23 protein-coding genes are annotated in these 22,256 nt (G+C 60.7%); 8 read left to right on the forward strand and 15 right to left on the reverse strand.

Features of this window, described 5'->3' with window-relative positions; genetic code table 11:
• Window positions 1–7 precede the first annotated feature (7 nt).
• The gene (locus AC3WRD_RS14885; protein WP_085710733.1) at window positions 8–229 is read right to left on the reverse strand and encodes a YgdI/YgdR family lipoprotein; all 222 of its coding nucleotides are present in this window, start codon (window positions 227–229) and stop codon (window positions 8–10) included.
• A gap of 78 nt (window positions 230–307) precedes the next feature.
• Window positions 308–910 (reverse strand): molybdenum cofactor guanylyltransferase MobA, encoded by a 603-nt coding sequence (mobA, locus tag AC3WRD_RS14890; protein ID WP_102620434.1) that lies wholly within the window; start codon window positions 908–910, stop codon window positions 308–310.
• A gap of 81 nt (window positions 911–991) precedes the next feature.
• Between mobA and moaB the strand changes: the two genes are divergently transcribed.
• A complete protein-coding gene (gene moaB, locus AC3WRD_RS14895) occupies window positions 992–1,531 on the forward strand; it encodes a molybdenum cofactor biosynthesis protein B (protein ID WP_096821094.1) in 540 nt (179 codons plus the stop codon).
• Window positions 1,515–2,741 (forward strand): molybdopterin molybdotransferase MoeA, encoded by a 1,227-nt coding sequence (locus AC3WRD_RS14900; RefSeq protein WP_102620433.1) that lies wholly within the window; start codon window positions 1,515–1,517, stop codon window positions 2,739–2,741. The genes moaB and AC3WRD_RS14900 overlap by 17 nt, the downstream gene beginning before the upstream one ends.
• A 41-nt stretch (window positions 2,742–2,782) precedes the next feature.
• Here AC3WRD_RS14900 and AC3WRD_RS14905 read toward each other — a convergent pair whose 3' ends face one another.
• Window positions 2,783–3,091 (reverse strand): hypothetical protein, encoded by a 309-nt coding sequence (locus tag AC3WRD_RS14905; protein ID WP_173861321.1) that lies wholly within the window; start codon window positions 3,089–3,091, stop codon window positions 2,783–2,785.
• A gap of 315 nt (window positions 3,092–3,406) precedes the next feature.
• Here AC3WRD_RS14905 and yegS point away from each other — a divergent pair, with 315 nt between their 5' ends.
• Window positions 3,407–4,324: a lipid kinase YegS gene (yegS, locus tag AC3WRD_RS14910; protein ID WP_102620431.1), complete on the forward strand. Its 918-nt coding sequence runs from the start codon at window positions 3,407–3,409 to the stop codon at window positions 4,322–4,324.
• On the opposite strand, the gene AC3WRD_RS14915 is transcribed toward yegS, so the two are convergent.
• From AC3WRD_RS14915 to AC3WRD_RS14925, 3 genes are all read right to left on the reverse strand, one after another.
• Entirely contained in the window at window positions 4,308–4,967 is a 660-nt protein-coding gene (locus tag AC3WRD_RS14915) for a response regulator (protein WP_096821098.1), read from the reverse strand. The two genes, yegS and AC3WRD_RS14915, sit on opposite strands and share 17 nt — an antisense overlap.
• Window positions 4,964–5,857, reverse strand: a complete 894-nt coding sequence (locus AC3WRD_RS14920) for a sensor histidine kinase (RefSeq protein WP_096821099.1) — start codon at window positions 5,855–5,857, stop codon at window positions 4,964–4,966. The genes AC3WRD_RS14915 and AC3WRD_RS14920 overlap by 4 nt, the downstream gene beginning before the upstream one ends.
• A gap of 490 nt (window positions 5,858–6,347) precedes the next feature.
• Window positions 6,348–6,818 (reverse strand): hypothetical protein, encoded by a 471-nt coding sequence (locus tag AC3WRD_RS14925; protein ID WP_096821100.1) that lies wholly within the window; start codon window positions 6,816–6,818, stop codon window positions 6,348–6,350.
• A gap of 455 nt (window positions 6,819–7,273) precedes the next feature.
• Between AC3WRD_RS14925 and AC3WRD_RS14930 the strand changes: the two genes are divergently transcribed.
• Both AC3WRD_RS14930 and AC3WRD_RS14935 read left to right on the forward strand, forming a co-directional pair.
• The gene (locus AC3WRD_RS14930; protein ID WP_034155209.1) at window positions 7,274–8,209 is read left to right on the forward strand and encodes a chemotaxis protein CheV; all 936 of its coding nucleotides are present in this window, start codon (window positions 7,274–7,276) and stop codon (window positions 8,207–8,209) included.
• Window positions 8,210–8,321: 112 nt separating this feature from the next.
• Window positions 8,322–9,128 (forward strand): MOSC domain-containing protein, encoded by an 807-nt coding sequence (locus AC3WRD_RS14935; protein ID WP_102620430.1) that lies wholly within the window; start codon window positions 8,322–8,324, stop codon window positions 9,126–9,128.
• A 71-nt stretch (window positions 9,129–9,199) separates the two neighbouring features.
• Here AC3WRD_RS14935 and ppnP read toward each other — a convergent pair whose 3' ends face one another.
• The 8 genes from ppnP to AC3WRD_RS14975 all read right to left on the reverse strand — a co-directional run bounded on the left by ppnP (window position 9,200) and on the right by AC3WRD_RS14975 (window position 18,475).
• Window positions 9,200–9,484, reverse strand: a complete 285-nt coding sequence (gene ppnP, locus AC3WRD_RS14940) for a pyrimidine/purine nucleoside phosphorylase (protein WP_007940055.1) — start codon at window positions 9,482–9,484, stop codon at window positions 9,200–9,202.
• Between the two features lie 81 nt (window positions 9,485–9,565).
• Window positions 9,566–10,108, reverse strand: coding sequence for a 3'-5' exonuclease (locus AC3WRD_RS14945; protein WP_096821102.1), 543 nt, complete (start codon window positions 10,106–10,108; stop codon window positions 9,566–9,568).
• 69 nt (window positions 10,109–10,177) lie between these two features.
• The gene (locus AC3WRD_RS14950; RefSeq protein ID WP_102620429.1) at window positions 10,178–12,139 is read right to left on the reverse strand and encodes an acetyl/propionyl/methylcrotonyl-CoA carboxylase subunit alpha; all 1,962 of its coding nucleotides are present in this window, start codon (window positions 12,137–12,139) and stop codon (window positions 10,178–10,180) included.
• 64 nt (window positions 12,140–12,203) lie between these two features.
• Window positions 12,204–13,001: an enoyl-CoA hydratase/isomerase family protein gene (locus tag AC3WRD_RS14955; protein WP_102620428.1), complete on the reverse strand. Its 798-nt coding sequence runs from the start codon at window positions 12,999–13,001 to the stop codon at window positions 12,204–12,206.
• A complete protein-coding gene (gene atuD / locus AC3WRD_RS14960; RefSeq protein ID WP_085710720.1) occupies window positions 12,998–14,155 on the reverse strand; it encodes a citronellyl-CoA dehydrogenase in 1,158 nt (385 codons plus the stop codon). The genes AC3WRD_RS14955 and atuD overlap by 4 nt, the downstream gene beginning before the upstream one ends.
• A gap of 29 nt (window positions 14,156–14,184) precedes the next feature.
• Window positions 14,185–15,801, reverse strand: coding sequence for a geranyl-CoA carboxylase subunit beta (gene atuC, locus AC3WRD_RS14965; RefSeq protein ID WP_102620427.1), 1,617 nt, complete (start codon window positions 15,799–15,801; stop codon window positions 14,185–14,187).
• A 3-nt stretch (window positions 15,802–15,804) separates the two neighbouring features.
• A complete protein-coding gene (locus AC3WRD_RS14970) occupies window positions 15,805–16,674 on the reverse strand; it encodes an SDR family oxidoreductase (protein WP_102620426.1) in 870 nt (289 codons plus the stop codon).
• 10 nt (window positions 16,675–16,684) lie between these two features.
• Complete coding sequence (locus tag AC3WRD_RS14975; RefSeq protein ID WP_102620520.1) at window positions 16,685–18,475, reverse strand: acyclic terpene utilization AtuA family protein; 1,791 nt, start codon at window positions 18,473–18,475, stop codon at window positions 16,685–16,687.
• Window positions 18,476–18,662: 187 nt separating this feature from the next.
• On the opposite strand from AC3WRD_RS14975, the gene AC3WRD_RS14980 reads away from it, so the two are divergent.
• The 3 genes from AC3WRD_RS14980 to AC3WRD_RS14990 all read left to right on the forward strand — a co-directional run bounded on the left by AC3WRD_RS14980 (window position 18,663) and on the right by AC3WRD_RS14990 (window position 21,276).
• Window positions 18,663–19,286, forward strand: a complete 624-nt coding sequence (locus AC3WRD_RS14980; RefSeq protein ID WP_096821109.1) for a TetR/AcrR family transcriptional regulator — start codon at window positions 18,663–18,665, stop codon at window positions 19,284–19,286.
• Between the two features lie 91 nt (window positions 19,287–19,377).
• Window positions 19,378–20,175 carry a substrate-binding periplasmic protein gene (locus AC3WRD_RS14985; protein ID WP_096821110.1) on the forward strand — a complete coding sequence of 266 codons (798 nt, stop codon included), beginning with the start codon at window positions 19,378–19,380 and terminating at the stop codon, window positions 20,173–20,175.
• Window positions 20,176–20,262: 87 nt separating this feature from the next.
• Complete coding sequence (locus AC3WRD_RS14990; RefSeq protein WP_102620425.1) at window positions 20,263–21,276, forward strand: GNAT family N-acetyltransferase; 1,014 nt, start codon at window positions 20,263–20,265, stop codon at window positions 21,274–21,276.
• Window positions 21,277–21,347: 71 nt separating this feature from the next.
• Here AC3WRD_RS14990 and AC3WRD_RS14995 read toward each other — a convergent pair whose 3' ends face one another.
• Window positions 21,348–21,902 (reverse strand): RNA polymerase factor sigma-70, encoded by a 555-nt coding sequence (locus AC3WRD_RS14995; RefSeq protein WP_096821112.1) that lies wholly within the window; start codon window positions 21,900–21,902, stop codon window positions 21,348–21,350.
• Between the last annotated feature and the right edge of the window lie 354 nt (window positions 21,903–22,256).

A 22,256-nucleotide genomic window follows, 5' to 3' on the forward strand; every position in this document is an offset into this window, starting at 1 on the left:
GCGTCGCTTACAGCTCTTTAACGGTGCGAACCTGATCTTTGTTGATGCGAGTCTGCTTGCCGTCCAGTTGTTCGAATTCGTAGAAGCCCGAATCCTTGTCGTATTTAGGCGAGTCGACGGCCTGGATTTCGCGACCGTCATTCAAGGTGATCACAGTTGGCGAAGCGCAACCGGCGAGGGTGGCCAGGCCCAGTGCGAGCATGAAAGTGGCGAGAGTCCGTTGAGTCATGTGTTTGTCTCCGAAGGGAATTCTTTTGGTTACTGAGCTTGTAGACGTATACAAGGCGTGAGAGTTCCTTGAACGCGGTCAGTCTGACACAGTGTTATGAGAGCTTAACAGTTCCGGGGTATTGAGATTGGCCAGCCGTGGGTCGTTGTCCGGGCAAATCAGGGCCTGGGCGCCAAGGCTGCGCATGAGCCGACCTGGGCTGCGCTCCCCCTCGTGCCAAGCCTCTTCGAATGCGGGCAGAAGCGCCACGGGAATCACGCAAAGCAGCGGTTCCCAGTGCTCGTCGTGACGCAGCATCAGAGGATTTTCAGGGTGCAGGCTGGCGGCCTCGCGCATGCTCTGTAGCAGGGGAAGGTCGATTCGCGGTACGTCGCATGGCAACACCAGCAGATGCGTATGGCGGGCAGCTCGCAAACCTGCGCGAATACCGGCCAATGGTCCGGGAAAATCTTCCTCGTCATCCGAGACCAATTGATCGGCAAAGGGTGCATAGCGTTCGCGATTGCGGTTGCAGGAAATGATCAGGTCGTCGGTCAGCGGACGAACCTTGCGCTGCAAATGAGCGATCAGTGGTTCCCCGTGCCATTCGATCAGCCCCTTGTCCTGACCGCCCATGCGCTGGCCTCGTCCACCGGCCAGCAACAGGACGGAACAGGGCGGCAATCGGGTATTGGAAGTCATGGCAACTCTCCGCAGGTTCGGCGAAAAAATGGGGCGCTGTGATATAACACCGGGCTGTTTCTCCTACAACTGGATGAGCCTATGAAAGCCAAGGCTGATGTACCTTTCGCACCGCTCAATATCGCGGTACTGACGGTCAGCGACACCCGCACTCTGGAAACCGATACCTCCGGCCAGGTCTTCGTCGACCGTTTGACGGCTGCCGGCCACAACCTGGCGGAGCGGGTATTGCTCAAAGATGACCTGTACAAAATCCGTGCGCAAGTCGCCCACTGGATTGCCGAAGACGTCGTGCAAGTGGTGCTGATCACCGGGGGCACTGGCTTCACCGGGCGCGACAGTACACCCGAAGCCGTTGGGTGCCTGCTGGACAAGCAAGTCGATGGTTTTGGTGAGCTGTTCCGCCAGATCTCGGTTGCCGACATCGGCACCTCCACTGTGCAGTCCCGTGCCCTGGCAGGGTTGGCCAACGGTACGCTGGTCTGCTGTCTGCCGGGTTCGACCAACGCGGTACGTACCGGTTGGGATGGCATCCTGGCTGAACAACTGGATTCGCGGCACCGTCCATGCAATTTCGTCCCTCATCTGAAACAGGCGGCTCCCTGTGAATCCCGCGGGTAAGCCTGGCAAGACCGGCAGCCTGATGCCGGTCGAGGTGGCCCTGGCGCGTCTGCTGGACATGGCTGACGCCTCGCGGATTGTCGAATCCGAGTATCTGCCACTGGCGCAGGTCGAGGGGCGCGTGTTGGCGCAGGATCTGGTTTCGACACTGGATCTGCCGCCATGGCCCAACAGTGCCATGGACGGTTATGCCTTGAACCTGGCCGACTGGACCGGTGAGCCAATGCCGGTCAGCCAGAAGATTTTTGCCGGTCAGTCGCCTGAACCGCTGGAGCCGGGCACCTGCGCCCGCATCTTTACGGGCGCACCCGTTCCGCCGGGCGCCGATTGCGTCGAGATGCAGGAAAACGCGGTGATCGAGGCCGACGAACGAGTGCGGTTCATCGAGACCATGGTGTCCGGACAGAACATCCGCCCGCAGGGGCAGGAAACCACCGTGGGCGAGTTGATCCTGTCCGCGGGAACCCGGCTCGGTCCGATCGAGCAAGGGCTGGCCGCGTCTTTGGGCTGCGCCGGTCTTGACGTGGTCCGCCAGATCCGCGTGGCAGTGCTGTCCACCGGCGATGAGTTGGTCGAACCGGGAACGGCACTGGGCCCGGGACAGATTTACAACAGCAACCGGGTGGTGCTGTGCAGCTGGCTGCAGCGTTTGGGCTGTGAAGTGCTGGATGCCGGTATTCTTCCGGATGACTTGCCCACCACCCGCGCACGTCTTGGGGAACTCAAAGAGGCCGACCTGATACTGTCGACCGGTGGCGTATCGGTTGGTGAAGCGGATTTTCTCGGTGTTGCACTGAGGGAAGAGGGTGAGCTGACACTGTGGAAGCTGGCGATCAAACCCGGGAAGCCTTTGACTGTTGGTCATTTCCGTGGTGTTCCGGTCATCGGCCTGCCCGGCAACCCGGCGTCGACCCTGGTGACGTTTGCCTTGTTGACCAAGCCCTATCTGCTGCGTCGTCAGGGTGTGCAGGATGTCGAGCCACTCAAGTTTCCAGTCCCGGCTGGATTCGTCTGGCCCCAGGCCGGCAATCGGCGTGAATTCCTGCGGGGGCGCCTGGAACAGGGACAGGCAACGATCTACCGAAACCAGAGCTCGGGCGTTCTGCGTAGCGCCGCCTGGGCTGATGGATTGGTGGAGGTGCAGGAGGGGCGCACCCTGACCCAGGGAGATATGGTGCCTTTCATTCCCCTGAGTGAACTTCTCGGCTGATCATTGAAATGCAGGCTCGTGTGGGCCTGCATTTCAGTCCGTCAGCGGCTGATCAGTGCAACGAGCTGATCGAAGCGACTATTGGCAACCCAGCCCAACAATCCAAGAACCACCGCTGTGGCACCTGCGGAGTAGGCGAGACGGTGCTTGATGGCTTTGACGTCTCCTCTTACTTCGTCCATGTCACGGCGGATGTATTTGAGGTGGGTTTCCAGCTCGGTGACACGAGGTTCCATAACGGTTTCTCCAGTGTTTTTGGCACAGCTGTTGAATTCGGCCCTTTGACTGGCACGACTGTCGGAGAGGGGGGCAACCGGGCCCAATGGCATTCTTGCTTCATGGCTGTGCATGCAAATTCCCGCCTGCTGCCATGAGTTTCTGCCGGCAGAAACGGCTACTCGAATGATCGAAAGTCCTGATGATGTATTGACTCATTACCTGCACATCCTTGTGTGATCGGGTTGAAGATTGTTGCCACCGACACACGGTGTACCAATGGCCAGGACGGGTCAATTGAGCCGATTCCTTACATTCCGTACGAAAAAATACCGCCTTGTAGGACGCGTGAAAGGGGGGGGCTGGAAATACTTGGGATTGCCGCGGCTCTTTTGCGTGCCGTGAGGGTCAAGATGTCCCGAACCGATTCAATTCCGGGAGTGACCAAAATGAGTGAACGCAGGGCATTGTTGATTCTGCATGGCAAGCAGGCACTCAACGAAGCGGTTCGCGCCGCTGTTGAACGCAAACGCGGACAGGGCTGGGAATTGGCGGTGCGCCTGACCTGGGAAGCCGGCGATGCCCAGCGTCTGGTCGAAGAAGCGCTGGCTGCCGGATTCGGGCAAATCATTGCTGGCGGTGGCGATGGTACCTTGCGCGATATCGCCGAGGCCCTGGCGGCTCACCCGGGCAAGGCCAGTCTGGTGTTGTTGCCACTGGGAACCGCCAACGACTTTTCCCGCGCGGCCGGTGTTCCTCTGGAACCGGATGAGGCACTCGAATTGCTTGATGCGCCTGCCTGTGACATCGATCTGGGGGAGGTGGGCGGGCAGATATTCCTGAACATGGCCACGGGCGGCTTTGGCAGTCAGGTCACCGCCAATACCTCGGAAGATCTGAAAAAGGTGCTGGGGGGCGCGGCCTATCTGTTTACGGGCCTGTCGCGATTCAGTGAGTTGCACGCCGCCTATGGCGAATTGCAGGGGCCGGATTTCCATTGGCGCGGTGAGCTGCTCGCGCTGGGTATCGGCAATGGCCGCCAGGCGGGTGGAGGGCATGTATTGTGCCCAGAGGCACTGGCCGATGACGGCCTGCTGGATATCAGTATCCTGCCGGCACCTCAGGAGCTGGTCGGCACGCTGAAAACCCTGCTCAGCGACGGGTTCGGCATCGACAACATGTTTGTGCGCACGCGTTTGCCGTGGGTCGAAATCAAGGTGGCCGAAGGGCTCTGCATCAATCTTGATGGCGAGCCCCTGGAGGGAGACAGTCTGCGGTTTGCGGCGCGTCCGGCGGCACTGCGTGTGCATTTGCCGGAGAACTCGCCGCTGTTGAGCAGGACGCGGTGCTTCAGTCGTCCAGACTGATGATCTGTTCCCGCACGGCAAACAGCACCAGCCCGGCCACATCGTAGATCTGCAGGCGTTTCATGATCTGCGAGCGGTGGGTTTCCACGGTCTTGATGCTCAGGCCCAGACCATTGGCGATCTCGCGGGTGGACTTGCCGCGCACGATCAGGCGCAGGATTTCCAGCTGGCGCGCTGTCAAGTTATGTGAGTCGGCGACTTCCGGTTGCAGCTTCTGATTGCGGGTCAGTGCCTGATTGATCACCGTGTGGGCGATGGCCGGGCTCAGGTAGCGCTCGTTGTTGCGCAGGGCTTCCAGCGCGTGTTCGAGCTCGGTCGCCGTGGTGTCCTTGAGCAAGTAACCGTGAGCGCCGGATTCCAGTGCCTGCATGATCAGTGCAGGATCGGTGTGCATCGAGAGGATCAGCACTTTGCTGTGCGGACGAACCCGTCTGAGCCGTTGCAACGCTTCGAGGCCGCCGGTTTCTTTCATGGAAATATCCAGCAAGACGATATCGGGGTTCAGTTGCTCGACCATCTCAAGCAACTGCGAGCCGTCATTGGCCTCGCCGATTACCGCATAACCGGGAATATCCAGCACCAGAGCGCGCACGCCGGCTCTGATCAGCGAGTGGTCATCCACCAGAAGTAAGTTACAAGTCAACGCATAACCTTATTCGTACTGGCCCGCTCGAGTGCACGGGGCGCCCAGGGGAATAGTGCTTCGATTTGAGTGCCTTTGCCCGGTTCGCTCGTCACGCTCAGGGTGCCGCCCAGTTGCTCGATCCGTTCGGCCATCCCGGCCATGCCTCGTTGTCCTTCACGACCCGGATTGGCGGCCGGGGCAAAGCCCAGACCGTCATCGCTGATCAGCAGGGTCAAGCCTTGGGGAAGGCGTTGCACGCGGATCAGCAGGTTCTTGGCCTGCGCATGACGCAGGATGTTGGTCACGGCTTCCTGGGTGATGCGGAAGGCGGCGACTGCCATTTCCTCAGGGATGCCGTTCAAACGCTGCTGACAGTCCAGGCTCCAGTGCACCGAGGTGTTGGTCAGTGTCTTGAGCAGATGAGCGCGCAAACTGGCTTCCAGCCCCAGGCTGGTCAGTTGCCGTGGATTGAGAATGGCCGAAACATCGCGAACTTTGTTGAGGGTTTCCTCAAGGGTGTCGCAGAGTGCCGAACACTGTTCCTGCAAGTCGTCCGGCAGCCGTCGCTTGAGCCATTCGCTTTGCAGTTTGGCGGCGGTCAGCAACTGACCAATATCATCGTGCAGTTCACGACTGAGACGGTGACGTTCGTTTTCCTGGACTTCGAGTAATCGGTCGGCCAGTTCCTGAGGCTGGAACTTGATCGATTTACGCGACAGGCGATGCTGGGTAAAGACGCAAGCGGCGGCTGCCAGATTGATCAGCAGCAGGCCAAACGACAGCGGCGCGGACAAACCATAAGTCAGCAGGCTGCCCACTGCCGCGCCAATGCAAAGCGTGAGCGTGAACCTGCGCGCGTTTTCTCGGGAGGGTGGCCATGTGGCGATTGACTTGAGGCTGGCGTACATAGCGGATGGAGCCAATGGATGTTCGCTGCGGGCAGACCGGTCAGAGTGGCTGGCGGTCTCTGTCTGAAAATCTGTGGTTCAGGTTGTTGGTTTCAATACGGTTCAGTGATCGATAATTGACTGTCAACTTCGGAGCAGACCGATCATTGAAGTCACTGTGCCATTAAGTGAAAGCAACTAACGCGCGGCATAATACCACTTAACATACCGTTGGTCGCGTTCGCCCTATATGTCCAAAGAGTCAGGAAATACACCATGTTGGACGCGAGTTCCATAATGGAAAAAGTTGAATTATTGGAATCGATAATTATCGATGAAACCTGAAGTTTTCATTTTTCATACACAGGTAAACCCTGACTTCAGCGCTGGGCAGTCTGCATGTTGACGCGTAATTATTTATTTGAGGATGTCGCTGGCAGGCATGAGTTATTCAATTGCGACATTCGATGGCTCGAACTAACGGGCTGCAATGGGCCCGGCGTGCACTCGATTACGCTTGCCGCTCCGAATAGGACACGAGAGACAAGGGCTTGGCACTGAGCGGCGGTTGAAACTGGCTCTGACCCACCTGGAAGGCGAACGCTTCGATGAGGGACGTCTGCTCGCTTTCGTCCAGGCTCAACTGGCCGGTGCTCTGGTCGACCAGTTCAAGTTGCCAGGCCATCAAGGTGAAGCAATCTTTCAGGGCGTCGAGCGCCTGGGCATGCAGGTCGACATGATCCTGCGTCTGAGTGAGCAGGCCATGCAGGTGCAGACAGAACTCGGACACGGCCACCAATGCAAGGGCATCGGCCTTGTTCGCCAGTTTGAGCAGGGTGCTGAGCATGCAGTCGATGGCGTCCTTGTCATTGCTGATCAGTTGCAAATGACTCAGGCACTCTTCGGACTTGGCCAGGAGCGTTTCAGCCTCGACAAGAAATTCGGGGAAGCGCTGCGCCCACTCTTTACGGTCGTTCGGCATGCTTATCTCCACAACGTCATGTCTGATGAGCGAATGTCGTGTGTGTCGACGATCATGAACCGTCGTGAGATCGCGCCCTGCAGTGCCGAGGAGGCTTGTGCCGGGGGTTTCGAGAGGATGGGGTTCCACTGACCTGCGATCGCACACAAAAGCCTGACTCCGTTCATGCAATGAGAATGGCGTCACATTAATGGCTATTGGATATTGCGAACATCAGGTTGGGCCTGATTGTTACTAGGGGAATCCCTTAGATACGGGAACCTACCGTGCAAACCGAGGTCGCGCCGCAGAGAATGTAGCAGATGAAATCACGGGGCCAGTAAAGCATGATGTTAATGTGACATCAATGCCTTCTCATGGCATTTTGTAGGTGATTTGTATGGGGATCAAGATTGGCCGGAATCAGCCGATAACCCCCTTTAGTGAATTCACCAGAACAAGCCCAGGAGTCATTGATGGCCGGCATTCTCGATACGGTAGACCAACGCACGCAACTGGTGGGTGAGAATCGCCTGGAAATTCTCATGTTCCGGCTGGCCGGGCGCCAATTGTTCGCGATCAACGTGTTCAAGGTTCAGGAAGTCCTGCAACTGCCGAAGCTGACCCTGATGCCTCAGCGTCACCCGTTTGTCTGCGGTGTGGTCAACCTGCGCGGCCAGACCCTGCCGGTAATCGACCTGTCCCAGGCGATCGGCATGCGTCCGCTGGTGCCGGGCCCCAACAGCACGATCATCGTCACTGAGTACAACCGCTCGGTGCAGGCCTTCCTCGTCGGTGGTGTGGATCGCATCGTCAACATGAACTGGGAAGCCATCCTGCCACCGCCGACCAGCGCCGGCCGCCAGCATTACCTGACCGCCATCAGCAAGGTCGACGATCAATTGGTGGAAATCATCGACGTCGAGAAAGTCCTCGCCGAAATCGTGCCGTATAACGCCAAGGTCTCCCGCGACAAACTCGACGATCCGGTCCTGGAGCGCGCCCGTGGCCGCGAAGTGCTGCTGGTGGACGACTCCAATGTTGCACTGTCGCAGTTGCGCGACACCCTCGGCCAGTTGGGCGTGAAGATGCACATTGCCAGCGACGGTCTGAAGGCCCTGAACATGCTCAAGGCCTGGGCCGACACTGGGGTCAACATGACCGACAAGTTGCTGATGATCTTCACCGACGCGGAAATGCCGGAAATGGACGGCTATCGCCTGACCACCGAAATCCGCAACGACCCGCGTCTGCGCGGCCTGTACGTGGTGCTGCACACCTCGCTGTCCGGCAGCTTCAACGACTCGATGGTGAAGAAGGTCGGCTGCGACAACTTCCTCTCCAAGTTCCAGCCGGACAAACTGGTCGATGTGGTGCGCCAGCGTCTGATGCTCGACGAAGTACCGGCCTGATCACGACGCGGTTGCAGTGGAAGCGAGCAAGTTCGCTTCCTCATTCTCTGGCCTTTGATTCGGCGACCCAGCTCGTATAGGGTGGCGTTTTTCACCCATCAGGGAGCTGGCCATGCTGCGTCTGAGCGCGCTTTATCGTTACCCGTTGAAATCCGGCAAGGGCGAGGTTCTGCAAGGGATCGGCCTGGACAAACTGGGGCTTGAGGGCGATCGACGCTGGATGCTGGTGGACGAGGCCAGCGGGCGTTTCCTGACTCAACGTGCCGAAGCGAAGATGAGCCAGTTGTCGGCGCTGTGGAATGCCGACGGTGGCCTGACCCTCGATGCGCCGGGGCATTCGGCGATAGATATCGCGTTGCCCGGCAACGAAGCCGAACTGCGCGGCGTGACCATCTGGCGCGACACCCTGCGCGTGCCGGATGCCGGCGAAGAAGCGGCCCGCTGGGTCAGCGAATTCATCGGCAAACCGACGCGATTGGTGCAAGTGCCGCTGGATCGCGCCCGTACGACTGCGGCCGGGTACGGCAACGATGACGACCAGGTGGCGTTCGCCGACGGTTTCCCGCTGCTGCTGATTGGCGAGGCGTCGCTGCAACATCTGTCGCAGGAAGTCGGGCGTCCGCTGGAAATGCTGCGGTTCCGGCCGAATCTGGTGATCGAAGGCAGTGAGGCGTATGCCGAGGATGGCTGGAAGCGCATCCGCATCGGTGATGTCGAGTTCCGCGTGGTCAAGTCCTGCTCGCGGTGCATTCTCACCACCATCGACCCGAAAACCGGTGAGCGCAGCACAGACCGCGAACCGCTGGCGACTCTGCAGAAGACCCGCGCCCAGGCCGACGGTGCGATGTTCGGTCAGAACCTGGTCAATGACAGCAACGGTCGACTCGAAGTCGGCATGCCGGTGGAAATCCTCGAGTAATCTGCCCCGAAACGAAAAATGCCCGTGTCCAAGGACACGGGCATTTTTTATTGCCGCAGGAAACCGTGGTTTCAGCCGCGGTATTCGCACAGGTAAGCGGTGTCGACGGCCACTTTCAGCTGGAACTTGCTGTTGGCTGGCACGTTGAACTGGCTGCCTGCAGCGAAAGTTTCCCAGTCACTGCTGTCCGGCAGTTTGACGGTCAGTGCGCCGGACACCACGTGCATGATTTCACGCTGGCTGGTGCCGAATTCGTATTCGCCCGGGGCCATGACGCCGATGGTCGCAGGACCTTCAGCAGTGCCAAAGGCGATCGACTTGACGGTGCCGTCGAAGTACTCGTTGACTTTAAACATGGGCGATTCCTCTCGAAAAGGGCTTAAAAGGGTCAAAAAGGTCGGCCAGTATGCACAAGGCTCAGGGCGCCGTCACCTGCGCTAGAGCGGCAGCACCAGCGGTAATAATCGGGCGGTATTACGCGCATCTTCCAGTGCTCGATGCTGCTGACCGGTGAACTGCATGCCCGCCAGTTGCAGGGCGCCATTGAGTCCCAGAGGCCGTTCGAGGCGTCGGGCCTTGGCAAAGCGTTGTTTGAGGTTCATGTGCGGCACGCGGCTAAGGGCGCTGTCGAGTTGCAGGCGCTGCCATTCCTGAAGCAATTGCTTGCGGTCGTAATCGCCCCAGCTGGCCCAGCCTTCAAGGCGTGTCTGGTGCTGACCGAGCCAGCGCTCGAACGCCGGCCAGACGTCGGTCAGCGGTTGCGCCGCGTCGATGTTGGCCTGAGTGATATGCGTGAGCTCACGACAGAACGGCGTCAGCAGTGGCCGACGCGTCGGTTTGACGAAGCGTTGAAAGTGATCCTGCTCGCGACCGGCACGATCCACCAGGGTGGCGCCAATCTCGATGATCTCCATTTCCGTAACCGGCCAGCCACCTTCATCGGTGGTGGCTTCCAGATCAATGACCAGCCAATGGGGCATCGCAGGGTTCCTGATTTCCGCGTCCTGATTATTCAGAGCGTAGTCAAACCTTGCGGATGCGCGCGGCGACTACTCGACCTGCAACAGAACCTGACGATTTTTGACCTGATCGCCGACCTTGACCTGCACCCGCTTGAGCACGCCATCGATGCCGGCCTTGAGCGGGTGCTCCATTTTCATCGCCTCCAGCACCACCAGCAACTGGCCTTTGCTGACCTGACTGCCTTCGCTGACAAGCACGTCGATGATTGCGCCATCCATCGGGGCTTTCAAGGTGCCGGTGCTGACGCTGGTCTGACTGTCGATCACGGCATGAGTTCGATCCACCAGGCGCAGGCTGCCGGGACGGGTGAACAGCCAGAGCTGGTCGTCGTGCAGCCGATAGGCGTGGCGCCGGCGCAGGCCTTCGATTTCGAGGGATATCGAGCGTTTGTTGTATTCGATGAGCTTCAGTTCGAAGGCACGTTCAGCCACCTGAACCCGAACGATGCCGTCCGGGGCGGTGAGCAACTGCACGCTCCACGCCTGATCGTCGAGACCGAGTTGATAGTGCAACGGCGCCCCGGCATTGTTGCGCCAACCGGCCAAGGGTGAACGATGCGCCCCCGCGCAGGATTGATAAAACAGCAACGCCGCCACCGCGAGTTCTTCGGCACTCGGTGTATGCGGGTGCAGACAAGGATGGTCGGCGAAGTGTTGCGGGATAAACCCGGTACTGAATTCACCACTGATGAACTGCGGATGCTGCAACAGACTGGCCAGCAACCGCTGATTGCTCTGCACGCCGAGCAACACGCTGTCCTGCACCGCGCACAACAGTTTGCGCCGGGCCTCTTCGCGGGTCGCGCCATGGGCGATCAGTTTGCCGAGCATCGGGTCGTAGAACGGTGAGATCGACTGACCTTCGATCAGTCCGTGATCAACCCGCGCACCCCGATTCAGTGCCGGTTCCCAGGCTTCGACACGGCCGGTCTGCGGCAGAAATCCCTGGGCCGGATCCTCAGCATAGAGGCGCACTTCCATCGCATGGCCATCGAGTTTGACTTGTGCTTGCGTCAGCGGCAGCGGCTGGCCCTCGGCAACCAAGAGCTGCCACGCCACCAGGTCCAGCCCCGTGATCAACTCGGTTACCGGATGCTCGACCTGCAGCCGGGTGTTCATTTCCAGAAAGTAGAACTGGCCTCGGGCGTCGAGGAGAAACTCCACGGTGCCGGCGCCCACGTAGTTCACCGCGCGTCCGGCCTTGAGCGCCGCTTCGCCCATCGCCTGACGCAATTCTTCGGTCATTACCGGGCACGGTGCTTCTTCGATGACTTTCTGATGGCGACGCTGGATCGAACAATCGCGCTCGCCCAGGTAGATCAGGTTGCCGTGGTGATCGCCGAACAACTGCACTTCGACATGGCGCGGTTCAATCAGGGCTTGTTCGAGGATCAGTTCGTCGCTGCCGAAACCGTTCAAGGCTTCGGAGCGGGCGGTGCGCAATTGCGCCGCCAGCTCCTCGGCGTGATGCACCAGGCGCATGCCGCGTCCGCCACCGCCGGCGCTGGCCTTGATCATCAGCGGATAACCGATGCGTTCGGCTTCGCGCGTAAGGGTCGCGTCGTCCTGCTCGGCGCCTTGATAGCCGGCGATGCACGGCACCCCGGCAGCGAGCATGGCAATTTTCGACTGGCGTTTGCTGCCCATCAGTTCGATGGCTTCGACGCTGGGGCCAATGAAGGTCAGGCCGGCCTGTTCGCAGGCTCGGGCGAACCCGGCGTTTTCCGAAAGGAAGCCATAACCGGGATGAATCGTGTCGGCACCGCTGCGCCGGGCAGCGTCGAGGATGGCCGGGATGTTCAGGTAGGACTGTTGCACCGGCGCCGGGCCGATGTTCACGGCCTCGTCCGCCATTTGGACATGCAGCGCATCGGCGTCGGCGTCGCTGAACACCGCGACGGTGCGATAGCCGAGGGCCTGGGCAGTGCGCTGGATGCGGCAGGCGATTTCACCGCGGTTGGCGATCAGGATTTTGTGGAGGGCGGGCATGGTGGTTTTTCCTGAATGTAGGCGGTGGATTGGAGGGCCTTATCGCGAGCTCGCTCCCACACGGTCAGGTGCTCCATCCGGGTTTGCGTTTTTGCACGAACGCCATCGTGCCTTCGATGCCTTCGGCACCGGTCACGGCTTCGCTGAACCACTGCGCCGCTTCATCCAGCAATTCACTCGACGGCTGGCCGGCGCTGGCCAGCAGTAATTTCTTGGTAGCGGCATTCGCTTCGGGGGCGCAGCACAGGACATGTTGCAACACTTCATCCAGCCGTTCGGCCAGTGCCTGGGGATCCTGCTCGACAAAATGCACCAGCCCCAGGCGCCGCGCCTGATGGCCGTCAAAACGCGCGGCGGTCAGGGCCAGGCGGCGGGCTTCAGTGAGGCCGATGCGCTGCACCACAAACGGCGCGATCTGCGCCGGCAACAGGCCGAGGCTGGTTTCCGGCAGACCGAATTGCGCCTGATGATCGGCCAACGCGATATCGCTTACGCACGCCAACCCGAAACCGCCCCCGAGCACCGCGCCCTGCAACACGGTGATCAGCACTTGCGGCGCGTGCTGCGCTTCTTCCAGCAACGACCCGAAAGTGCGGTTCAACTCGCGATAGGCATCGCTGCCCTGAGCGCGGGCGTTGGCCATGTCCTTGATGTCGCCACCGGCACAGAAATGCCCGCCGGCGCCGCTGAGCACCAGCGCGCGAACGCTGCGGTCATCGCGCACGGCGGCCAGCACCGCACGCAGCTCGGCGACCATTTGCAGGCTCATGGCGTTGCGGCTTTCCGGGCGATTGAGGGTGATGTGCAGTACGCCGTTATGCGCTTCCAGCAACAGCGTCTGGCAATCGGGCAGGGTGCTCATTTCTTTTTCCCCGGCAGGATGCCCATCAGTTTGCAGATGATTCCCAGCATGATTTCGTCGGCACCGCCGCCAATCGACACCAGCCGCACGTCGCGGTAGGCGCGGGCCACCGGGTTGTCCCACATGAAGCCCATGCCGCCCCAATATTGCAGGCAGCTGTCGCTGACTTCGCGACCGAGACGCCCGGCCTTGAGCTTGGCCATCGAAGCCAGTCGGGTGACGTCCTGGCCTTTCACGTATTGCTCGGTGGCCTGATAGACCAGCGCCCGCAGGCATTCGATTTCGGTCTGCAATTCGGCGAGACGGAAGTGGATCACCTGATTGTCGATCAGCGCATTGCCGAAGGTTTTGCGTTCCTTGCAGTACTCGATGGTGCTGTCGACACAGTATTCCAGGCCCTTGATCATGTTGGCCGCACCGAACAGGCGTTCCTCCTGGAATTGCAGCATCTGCATCATGAACCCGGCGCCTTCATGGCCGATGCGATTGCGCTGGGGCACCCGCACGTTGTCGAAAAACACCTGGGCGGTTTCCGAACTGCGCATGCCGAGCTTGTCCAGGTGCGAACTGAGGCTGATGCCCGGTGTGTTCATCGGGACCATGATCAGCGACTTGTTGACGTGCGGCTTGTCGTCCGAGGTGTTGGCCAGCAGGCAGATGAAGTCGGCGCTCGGCGAGTTGGTGATCCACATCTTGCTGCCGTTGATCACGTAGTCGTCGCCGTCCTTGCGCGCGGTGGTCTTGAGCCCGGCGACGTCGGAGCCGGCGCCGACTTCCGAGACGCCGATGCAGCCGACCTGCTCGCCGGTGATGGCCGGGCGCAGGAATTCGTCGCGCAATTCATCGGAGCCGAAGCGGGCGAGGGCCGGGGTGCACATGTCGGTCTGCACGCCGATCGACATCGGAATGCCGCCGCAATGGATGGTGCCGAACTCTTCGGCAGCGACGATCGAATAACTGTAATCCAGGCCCATGCCGCCGAATTTTTCCGGCTTGGAAATCCCCAGCAGGCCGAGGTCGCCGGCCTTGCGGAAAATCTCGTGGATCGGAAAGCGCCCGGCCTTTTCCCATTCATCGACGTGCGGGTTGATCTCGTGTTCGACGAATTGGCGGACGGTGCGGCGCAGGGCTTCGTGTTCCGGGGTGAAGATCATTTTTATTGTTCTCCTTGAGTCCGTGGCAATCAGAACCGGCTGACGCCGAAGCTGTTGGGGGCCAGCGTGCGCACGGCGGCTTCGTGGCAGATGTCCAGCAGGTAGCCGAGCAGGGTGCGGGTGTCGCGTGGATCGATCAGCCCGTCGTCCCACAGGTTGGCGCTGCCGTAGAGGGCGGTGGACTGGCTGTCGAGTTTCTGCGCCGTGACCTGTTCCAGCATGTCGAGCATCTTCGGGTCGGGCACCAGACCGTCCTTCAACTGCTTGGCTTCGGTGACGATGCGCAGCACTTTGCCGGCCTGGGCGCCACCCATCACCGCAGTGCGGCTGTTGGGCCAGGCGAAGATGAAGCGCGGATCGAGCCCGCGTCCGCACATCGCATAGTTGCCCGCGCCATAGGAGCCGCCGACCACGATGGTCAGTTTCGGCACCCGTGCATTGGCCACGGCCTGGATCAATTTGGAGCCGTGCTTGATCACGCCGTGCTGTTCCGATTCGGTGCCGACCATGAACCCGGTGGTGTTGTGGAAAAACAGCAGCGGTGTCTGACTTTGGTCGCACAGCTGAATGAACTGCGCCGCCTTGCTTGCACCGTTGGGCGTGATCGGGCCGTTGTTGCCGATGAAACCGCAGGCGCGGCCCTGAATTTTCAGGTGGCCGCAAACGGTCTGCTGATCGAACTCGCCCTTGAACTCCATGAAACGCGATTCATCGGCGATCCGCGCAATGATTTCACGCACGTCGTAGGGCTTTTTCGGGTCGTCCGGGATCAGGCCCAGCAGTTCGTCGATGGGGTACAACGGTTCTTTGAATTGCGGTTCGGGCAGCCACGGAAGCTGCTCGTTCCAGTTCAACAGACTGACGATTTCCCGCACCTGGCGCACGCCGTCGGCATCGTTCTCGGCCAAATATTCGGCGGTTCCGGCGACTTGCGCGTGCATCTCGGCGCCGCCCAGTTCTTCGTCGGTGGCCACTTCACCAGTCGCTGCCTTGAGCAAGGGTGGGCCTGCGAGAAACAGCTTGGCCTTGCCGCGTACCACCACCACGTAATCCGACAGCCCTGGCTGATATGCACCGCCGGCCGTGGCCGAGCCATGCACCACGGTGATCTGCGGCAGCCCCATCGCCGACATGCGCGCCTGATTGGCAAAACTGCGCGCACCTTCGACGAAAATCTCCGCCGCATAATTGAGGTTGGCGCCGCCGCTTTCGGCGAGGGTGATCACCGGCAGTTTGTTTTCCTGGGCGATCTGTTGCAGGCGCAGGGATTTTTTCAGACCCGACGGGGAAATCGTCCCGCCCTTGATCGCGCTGTTGTTCGCCACCACCAGCGCCCGCACGCCGGAAACGTAGCCAATGCCCGCAATCAAACCGCCACCGGCCGAGCTGCCGTCCTTGTCGTCGTGCAGTTTGTAGCCGGCCAGGCTCGCCAGTTCGAGGAATGGCGCGCCAGGGTCTAGCAGCAGGTTCAGGCGTTCGCGGGGCAGCAGTTGCCCGCGCTTGTCGAATTTCGGTTTGGCTTCGGCGGCCTTGTTCAGCAGGTTCTGTTCGAGCTGCTGGACTTGCTCGATGGCCGCGAGCATGGCGGTGCGGTTGCGCGCAAAGGCTTCGCTGTGCGGGTCAAGCTGGGACTGGATCTGCGGCATGGCTTACTCCTTGTCCTTCAAGACGTCCGGCATATAGGCCCGGTGGAAGCCGTTGAAGGATTCGCTGTGGGTCGCCTTGTGCAATGGCCATGCGCGACTGCCCAGGCTGGCCGCGCCATCGATGCGCAACGTGCTGCCGCTGATAAACGAGGCTGCAGGGCTCAGCAGGAATACAATCGCCGCGCTGACCTCTGATTCGGTGCCGATGCGCTTGAGCGGCACGTGTTCGCGCAAGGTCGGGATCACCGCCTTGAACGCGCCTTCGTAAGTGTCCATGCCGCTGGAGGCGATCCAGCCCGGCGCCACCGCATTCACCCGCACCCCGGCATAACCCCATTCGAATGCCGCGGTCTTGGTGAAGTTGTCCATGCCTGAACGGGCGGCGCCGGAGTGGCCCATGCCGGGCATGCCGCCCCACATGTCGGCGAGCATGTTGACGATGCTGCCACCGTGTTTGCTCATCGATTGATTGAACACTTCCCGAGCCATCAGGAAACCGCCGACCAGATTGGTGCGCAGCACGGTTTCGAAGCCTTTCTGATTGATCGAGGCCAGCGGCGACGGGTATTGCCCGCCGGCATTGTTGACCAGCCCGTGGATCGGCCCGTGTTCGCGGATCAGTTCGCTGACCAGCGTCTTCACGGCTTCTTCGTCACGAATGTCGCAGGCCTTCCAGTGCGCCCGGCCACCGTCCTCGGCGATTTCGGCAGCAACGGCTTGCAGCTTTTCCGGCTTGCGTCCGACCAGCACCACGGTGGCCCCGAGCGCTGCCAGTTCATGGGCGGTGCAACGCCCGATGCCACTGCCGCCTCCGGTGACGATGACGGTCTGGCCGCTGAACAGGTCAGCCCGGAAAATCGATTCGTATGCCATGGACAATCCTCTAGTCGAACTGCTCGGCGATGCTCTGCGGCACCGGGATCTGGATTTCCAGCAATTGTTGGGCGAACGCTTTGCCTTGCGGGTCGATGCGCAGGCTCGCGACACCGCCGCCGCCGAGGGCGTTTTCCAGCAGGAAATTCAGGCTGTGAGTACCCGGCAGATACCAGCGTTCGACCCGGCCGTGAATCGGGTCGAGGACATGGCTCATCCAGTCGACGACCACGGCCGGGGTCAGCGCTTCGGCGATCCACGGCAGGTACTCCGGGCGACGTGGCATGACGCCGATGTTGCTGTGATTGCCCTTGTCGCCGGAGCGCGCCACCGCCAGTTTTACCAGCGGCACGCTGGCGTCGGCGCGGCCATGGGGTTTGGGCGTTTCGTGGGGCAGGGGCAAATCCTCGCTGTCGAGGGTGGCCGAGGCGGGCAGGGCAAACGGGTGGCGCTCGCCGGCAATGTCGATCTGCAAGCTGCAGGCGCTTTTGTCGATCAGGAACGAGAACAGCCGGATCAGCGGATACACCGTCGGCCGCCCGCCGACGATGCCGGTCAGCCCCGGCGCCATGCCGGTGGCGGCCTGGGCGATTTCCCGGGAAAACAGGATCAAGGCCTGTTTGTTCGGGTGGCGCACGGCGAGTTTGATCACCACTTCGCGGCTGTCCCGACGCTGGCCATGAGGGCCGTAGGTGGCTTCGCTGCCGAGCAGCTCGATATGGGTTTCGCTGTAGGGGCCCCAGCCGCGTTGCTCGAGCATTTCAGAAGTCTTGTCGATGATCGCCTGACTGACGCGCCGGGCTTTTTCCACCGCATCGATGCCGGCGATCAGACAACTGGCGGTGCAGCGGAAACCGTCCGGGTACGTCGCACTGACCTTGTATTTGTCGCTGGGCGGCAAGCCTCTGGCGCCGTGGACGCGAACCGCGTTTTTGCCTTGTTGCTGAAGTTTGACCTGACTGAAGTCGCAGACCACATCGGGCAACAGATAGGCCTGTGGATCGCCGATTTCGTAAAGCATCTGTTCGCCGACGGTCAGCGGCGTGACCAGTCCGCCGGAGCCTTCAGGTTTGCTGACGATGAACTGGCCGTCGGTGCTGACCTCGACGATCGGAAAGCCGATGTGTTCGTAATCCGGTACGTCGCGCCAATCGGTGAAGTTGCCGCCGGTGCACTGCGCGCCGCATTCGATGATGTGCCCGGCCAAGGCTGCTTGAGCGAGTTTGTCGTAGTCGTGCCACGACCAGCCGAATTCATGCACCAGTGCGGCGCTGACCACTGCGCTGTCGACCACGCGGCCGGTGATGACGATGTCGGCGCCCAGGCGCAGGGCTTCGACGATGCCCGGTGCGCCGAGGTAGGCGTTGGTCGAAACGCACATCGGTGGCAGCGGGGCGCCGCTGAACATTTCCGTGATGCCTTGGGTGGCGAGCTGTTTGAAGTGTGGTTGCAGGTCATCGCCCGACAGCACGGCGATTTTCAGCGCTACGCCGGCCTTGTCGCAGGCCGCTTGCAGGGCGGCGGCACAGGCCTGGGGATTGACCCCGCCGGCATTGCTGATGACGCGAATCTTCTGTTCGGCCAGTTGCGGCAGCAGGGGCGCCAGGACTTCGATGAAATCGCCGGCAAACCCTGCCTGCGGGTCCTTCATGCGGGCGCCGGCCATGATCGACATGGTGATCTCGGCCAGGTAGTCGAACACCAGATAATCCAGCTGTCCTGCGGCCACGAGCTGCGCGGCGGCGGTCGAGGTATCTCCCCAGAATGCGCTGGCGCATCCGATGCGGACGGTGGTGGGCATTTTCATCTCCGACTCAGCAACCTGTGACAGAAGTGCATCGAGGCTACCAAGCAAGCGCTTGGTTTGTAAACAGGCTGGATTATCTTCTGCCCAAGCGCTTGCTTGGTCGCGGCCGGCGGCTTAAATTGCCCGCGCAACCCTGCGGTTTCAGGGCGGCAGACGACTGAACGACTGTAGGAGAGAACGGGTGGACGAGCAAAAAGCCCTGAAGGTCATGCGCGAACTGGTCGATGAAGGCCGGTTGACCGACCCGGACAGCGCTCGCGGCAAACTGCTGCAAGTGGCGGCCCACCTGTTTCGCAACAAAGGCTACGAACGCACCACCGTGCGCGACCTGGCCGGCGCTGTGGGCATTCAGTCAGGCAGCATCTTTCATCACTTCAAGAGCAAGGACGAAATCCTGCGCGCGGTGATGGAAGAAACCATCCGCTACAACACGGCGCTGATGCGTGCAGCCCTGGCCGAAGCGGCCGATGTGCGCGAGCGGGTGCTGGCGCTGATCCGCTGCGAATTGCAGTCGATCATGGGCGGCAGCGGCGAAGCGATGGCGGTGCTGGTGTATGAATGGCGCTCGCTGTCCGAAGACGGTCAGGCCAAGGTGCTGGCGCTGCGTGACATTTACGAGGACATCTGGCTGCAAGTGCTGGGCGAGGCCAAGGAAGCGGGGTTCATCCGCGGCGATGTGTTCATTACCCGACGTTTTCTCACGGGCGCATTGTCCTGGACCACCACCTGGTTCCGCGCCGGCGGCAGTTTGAGCCTCGATCAACTGGCCGAAGAAGCGCTGATCCTGGTGCTCGAAGAACGCTGATTACTTTCTATCGGCCCGGGAAACTGGCTAACTGGGCGAAACCGCCTAGCTTGAATGCATGGAACGGTACTTTTTCGGGGAGTGGGGTGTTTTGAAGTCTTCGTCAAATCGGACGGCCGCCGGGCTGATGCTCGCAGCGCTGGCTGCATCCTGGGTTTTGCCTGCTGAGGCGGTGCAAGTGGTTCGGGTGGGGGCGGCGCATTTCCCGCCTTACACCATTCGCCCGGAAAACGGTGCCGACACCGGGCTGCTGCCGGAGCTGGTCGCTGCATTGAACAGCTCGCAGAGCGACTACCGTTTCGAGCTTGTCCCCACCTCGATTCCGCGGCGGTTCGGCGATTTCAAGGAGGGCCGCACGGACATGGCGATCTTCGAGAACCCGGACTGGGGCTGGAAAGACATTCCCCATACCACGGTCGACATGGGACTGGAGGACGCGGAGATTTTCGTCGCGGAAAACGAACCCGGTCGCCAGCAGAATTACTTCGCTGATCTCAAGGGCAAACGCTTGGCGCTCTACAGCGGCTATCACTACGAGTTCGCCAACTTCAATGCCGACCCCAAATACCTCGCGGAAACCTACAACGCCACGCTGACCTATTCCCACGACAGCAACCTGTTGATGGTGCTGCGCGGTCGGGCGGACATTGCCCTGGTCACTCGCTCGTATCTGTTCGATTACCTGCTGCGCAACGACAAGGTGCGTGACGAATTGCTGGTGTCGCAACGCATCGACCAGATCTATCACCATTACGCCATTCTCAGCCCGAAAGCGCCGATTACCGGCGAGGCGTTCGGCAAGTTGCTGCAAGGGCTGCGCGACAGCGGGCAGATGCTGAAGATCTTCGATCCGTACAAGATTGCCGTGGTGCCGGTGCCTCACCCATGACGGGCGGTTTTTCGCGTCCAGCCTAAATTTCCCGCCCCGGCTCACGTCCCATCGTTGAACTGTCGACGATTATCGTGAGCCCGACCCATGTCCAATCTGAATGACCTGACTGCCCTGGCCTTGCCTTCGGGCAGTCAACTGATAGCCGATGCCACCGAAAGCCGTCTGAGCCTCAGCCTGGACGGGCAACCGCTGATTCGCCTGCGCCTCGATCGTGAAGGTCAGGGGCCGATCCAGATCGATGAACGCTATGCGCTGCCGCCAGGCCAGGCGCTGTGGGCGGCCTGCTATTGGCTGTTTGCCCGGGATCCGGCGCGTCAGCAATTGATCTGGCAACTGGATCAGCCACCGACCGAAGCCTTGCTCAGCGGTTTGCTGGTGAGCACTGAAGTGGCGGGCGAATATCGCTGCGAGCGCACGCTGTTCTGGCAACTGCCGCAACCGTGGCTGGGGGCTTCGCTGACCGGCAATTATCCGCAGCAGATGGTCATCAGCAACGGCAAGCGCCATCCGCTGCGGCCGGTGAAACCGCGTGGTGAGGTTTATCGGCGTTTCGATGCACGTCTCGGTGCGTGGATTTCCCTGCGAACGGTAGAGATCGAGCAGGATCTTGCGCGTTTCAACCGTTGGCAGAACAGCCCGCGAGTCGCCAGTTTCTGGCAGGAAGAGGGCAGCCTCGAACAGCATCGCGAGTACCTGAGCAAACTCGACGCCGATCCGCACACCCTGACCCTGATCGGTTGTTTCGACGACCAGCCGTTTGCCTATTTCGAAGCCTACTGGGCCAAGGAAGATCGCATCGCGCCGTTCTACGATGCCGATAACTACGATCGCGGGATTCACATGCTGGTCGGGGAAGAAAACCATCGCGGCCCGCACAAGGTGGCGAGTTGGCTGTCGGCGCTGGTGCACTACCTGTTTCTGGATGATCCGCGTACCCAGAGCGTCGTCGCCGAGCCGCGAGCCGACAACGCGAAGATGATCGGCCACATGCACAACCAGTGCTTCCACTGTGAAAAGGAGTTCGACTTCCCGCACAAACGCGCGGCGTTGATGATCCTGGGGCGTGAGCGGTTTTTTGATCGCTGCAAACTGGCGTGACGCCTCGCTGAAACAAAAAAAGATCGCAGCCCTTCAGCGAAGGCTGCGATCTTTTTTTTGGCGGTGTGCTGTCAGCGACGGTTCGCAGTCACGGCATCTGCACGACTGCCCGACACCTTGCGGCAGTGCACCAGCGCATCACGAATCATGAAGTTGACCAGGGTCGGCGAAACGCCGAGTTCCTTGGCAATGTCCTTTTGCGGCACGCCATGCAGACGGTACATCTCGAAAGCGTAGCGGGTGCGGACCGGCAGCTCGGTCAGCGCATCGGCAATGTGTTCCAGGGTCGAGAAGTTGATGTGTGAGGTTTCCGGCGAGGCGCCCTGAATGACCACGTTCAACCCTTCCTCCTCGGGGCCGGCGTACTTCTGCTCCAGCGCCTGTTTGCGGTAGTGATCGATGGCCAGATTGCGCACGATCTGGAACAGATAACTCAGCTGGGCCTTGATCGACGACGTGATCGGCGGCGCCGATTGCAGTCGGAAGAACGCATCCTGCACCACATCTTCGGCGCGTGAACGGCAGCCGGTAATGCGGGCTGCAATCTTGACCAGAATCAGTCGATTGTCGACGAATGCCTGAAGTAGCGGTGAATCGCACCTGCTTGTGGATACTTGTTCCGTCATGGAAATCACCTTGCTGCCAATAGGTTAGTGGGACGCCTGGGGGACGGGGCCGTCCTACACATCGAGCGACAAATTATGTTGAATGATAATGATTGTCAATTGAGAAAGAGAACTAATGATCCATAACGGTGCGATCCGTGAACTGCGACACGCCGCCGCACTCGTCCAAGCGCCCAGCCCCATTGGCGATCCAGCCTGCCGACTAATTATTTCAAGACGTCATCCGTTCTCATTGGTGAATGGTTCCGGGTACACAGCCCCGGCCATACCGCATTCCAATGCCTTGCACGGTCGGCGAAGACCGTGTCCCGCATGCCTTGCACGGGCATGCCGCAGCCAACCCGATTCCACCAG

The organism is Pseudomonas sp. FW215-R2, from assembly GCF_058789255.1.

Bases quoted from the DNA above. Each gene is read 5' to 3' on its own strand.
- AC3WRD_RS14885 (WP_085710733.1), bottom strand. From the start codon at position 229: ATGACTCAACGGACTCTCGCCACTTTCATGCTCGCACTGGGCCTGGCC.
- mobA (WP_102620434.1), bottom strand. From the start codon at position 910: ATGACTTCCAATACCCGATTGCCGCCCTGTTCCGTCCTGTTGCTGGCC.
- moaB (WP_096821094.1), top strand. From the start codon at position 992: ATGAAAGCCAAGGCTGATGTACCTTTCGCACCGCTCAATATCGCGGTA.
- AC3WRD_RS14905 (WP_173861321.1), bottom strand. From the start codon at position 3,091: ATGCACAGCCATGAAGCAAGAATGCCATTGGGCCCGGTTGCCCCCCTC.
- yegS (WP_102620431.1), top strand. From the start codon at position 3,407: ATGAGTGAACGCAGGGCATTGTTGATTCTGCATGGCAAGCAGGCACTC.
- AC3WRD_RS14920 (WP_096821099.1), bottom strand. From the start codon at position 5,857: ATGTACGCCAGCCTCAAGTCAATCGCCACATGGCCACCCTCCCGAGAA.
- AC3WRD_RS14925 (WP_096821100.1), bottom strand. From the start codon at position 6,818: ATGCCGAACGACCGTAAAGAGTGGGCGCAGCGCTTCCCCGAATTTCTT.
- AC3WRD_RS14930 (WP_034155209.1), top strand. From the start codon at position 7,274: ATGGCCGGCATTCTCGATACGGTAGACCAACGCACGCAACTGGTGGGT.
- AC3WRD_RS14935 (WP_102620430.1), top strand. From the start codon at position 8,322: ATGCTGCGTCTGAGCGCGCTTTATCGTTACCCGTTGAAATCCGGCAAG.
- ppnP (WP_007940055.1), bottom strand. From the start codon at position 9,484: ATGTTTAAAGTCAACGAGTACTTCGACGGCACCGTCAAGTCGATCGCC.
- AC3WRD_RS14945 (WP_096821102.1), bottom strand. From the start codon at position 10,108: ATGCCCCATTGGCTGGTCATTGATCTGGAAGCCACCACCGATGAAGGT.
- AC3WRD_RS14950 (WP_102620429.1), bottom strand. From the start codon at position 12,139: ATGCCCGCCCTCCACAAAATCCTGATCGCCAACCGCGGTGAAATCGCC.
- AC3WRD_RS14955 (WP_102620428.1), bottom strand. From the start codon at position 13,001: ATGAGCACCCTGCCCGATTGCCAGACGCTGTTGCTGGAAGCGCATAAC.
- atuD (WP_085710720.1), bottom strand. From the start codon at position 14,155: ATGATCTTCACCCCGGAACACGAAGCCCTGCGCCGCACCGTCCGCCAA.
- atuC (WP_102620427.1), bottom strand. From the start codon at position 15,801: ATGCCGCAGATCCAGTCCCAGCTTGACCCGCACAGCGAAGCCTTTGCG.
- AC3WRD_RS14970 (WP_102620426.1), bottom strand. From the start codon at position 16,674: ATGGCATACGAATCGATTTTCCGGGCTGACCTGTTCAGCGGCCAGACC.
- AC3WRD_RS14975 (WP_102620520.1), bottom strand. From the start codon at position 18,475: ATGCCCACCACCGTCCGCATCGGATGCGCCAGCGCATTCTGGGGAGAT.
- AC3WRD_RS14990 (WP_102620425.1), top strand. From the start codon at position 20,263: ATGTCCAATCTGAATGACCTGACTGCCCTGGCCTTGCCTTCGGGCAGT.
- AC3WRD_RS14995 (WP_096821112.1), bottom strand. From the start codon at position 21,902: ATGACGGAACAAGTATCCACAAGCAGGTGCGATTCACCGCTACTTCAG.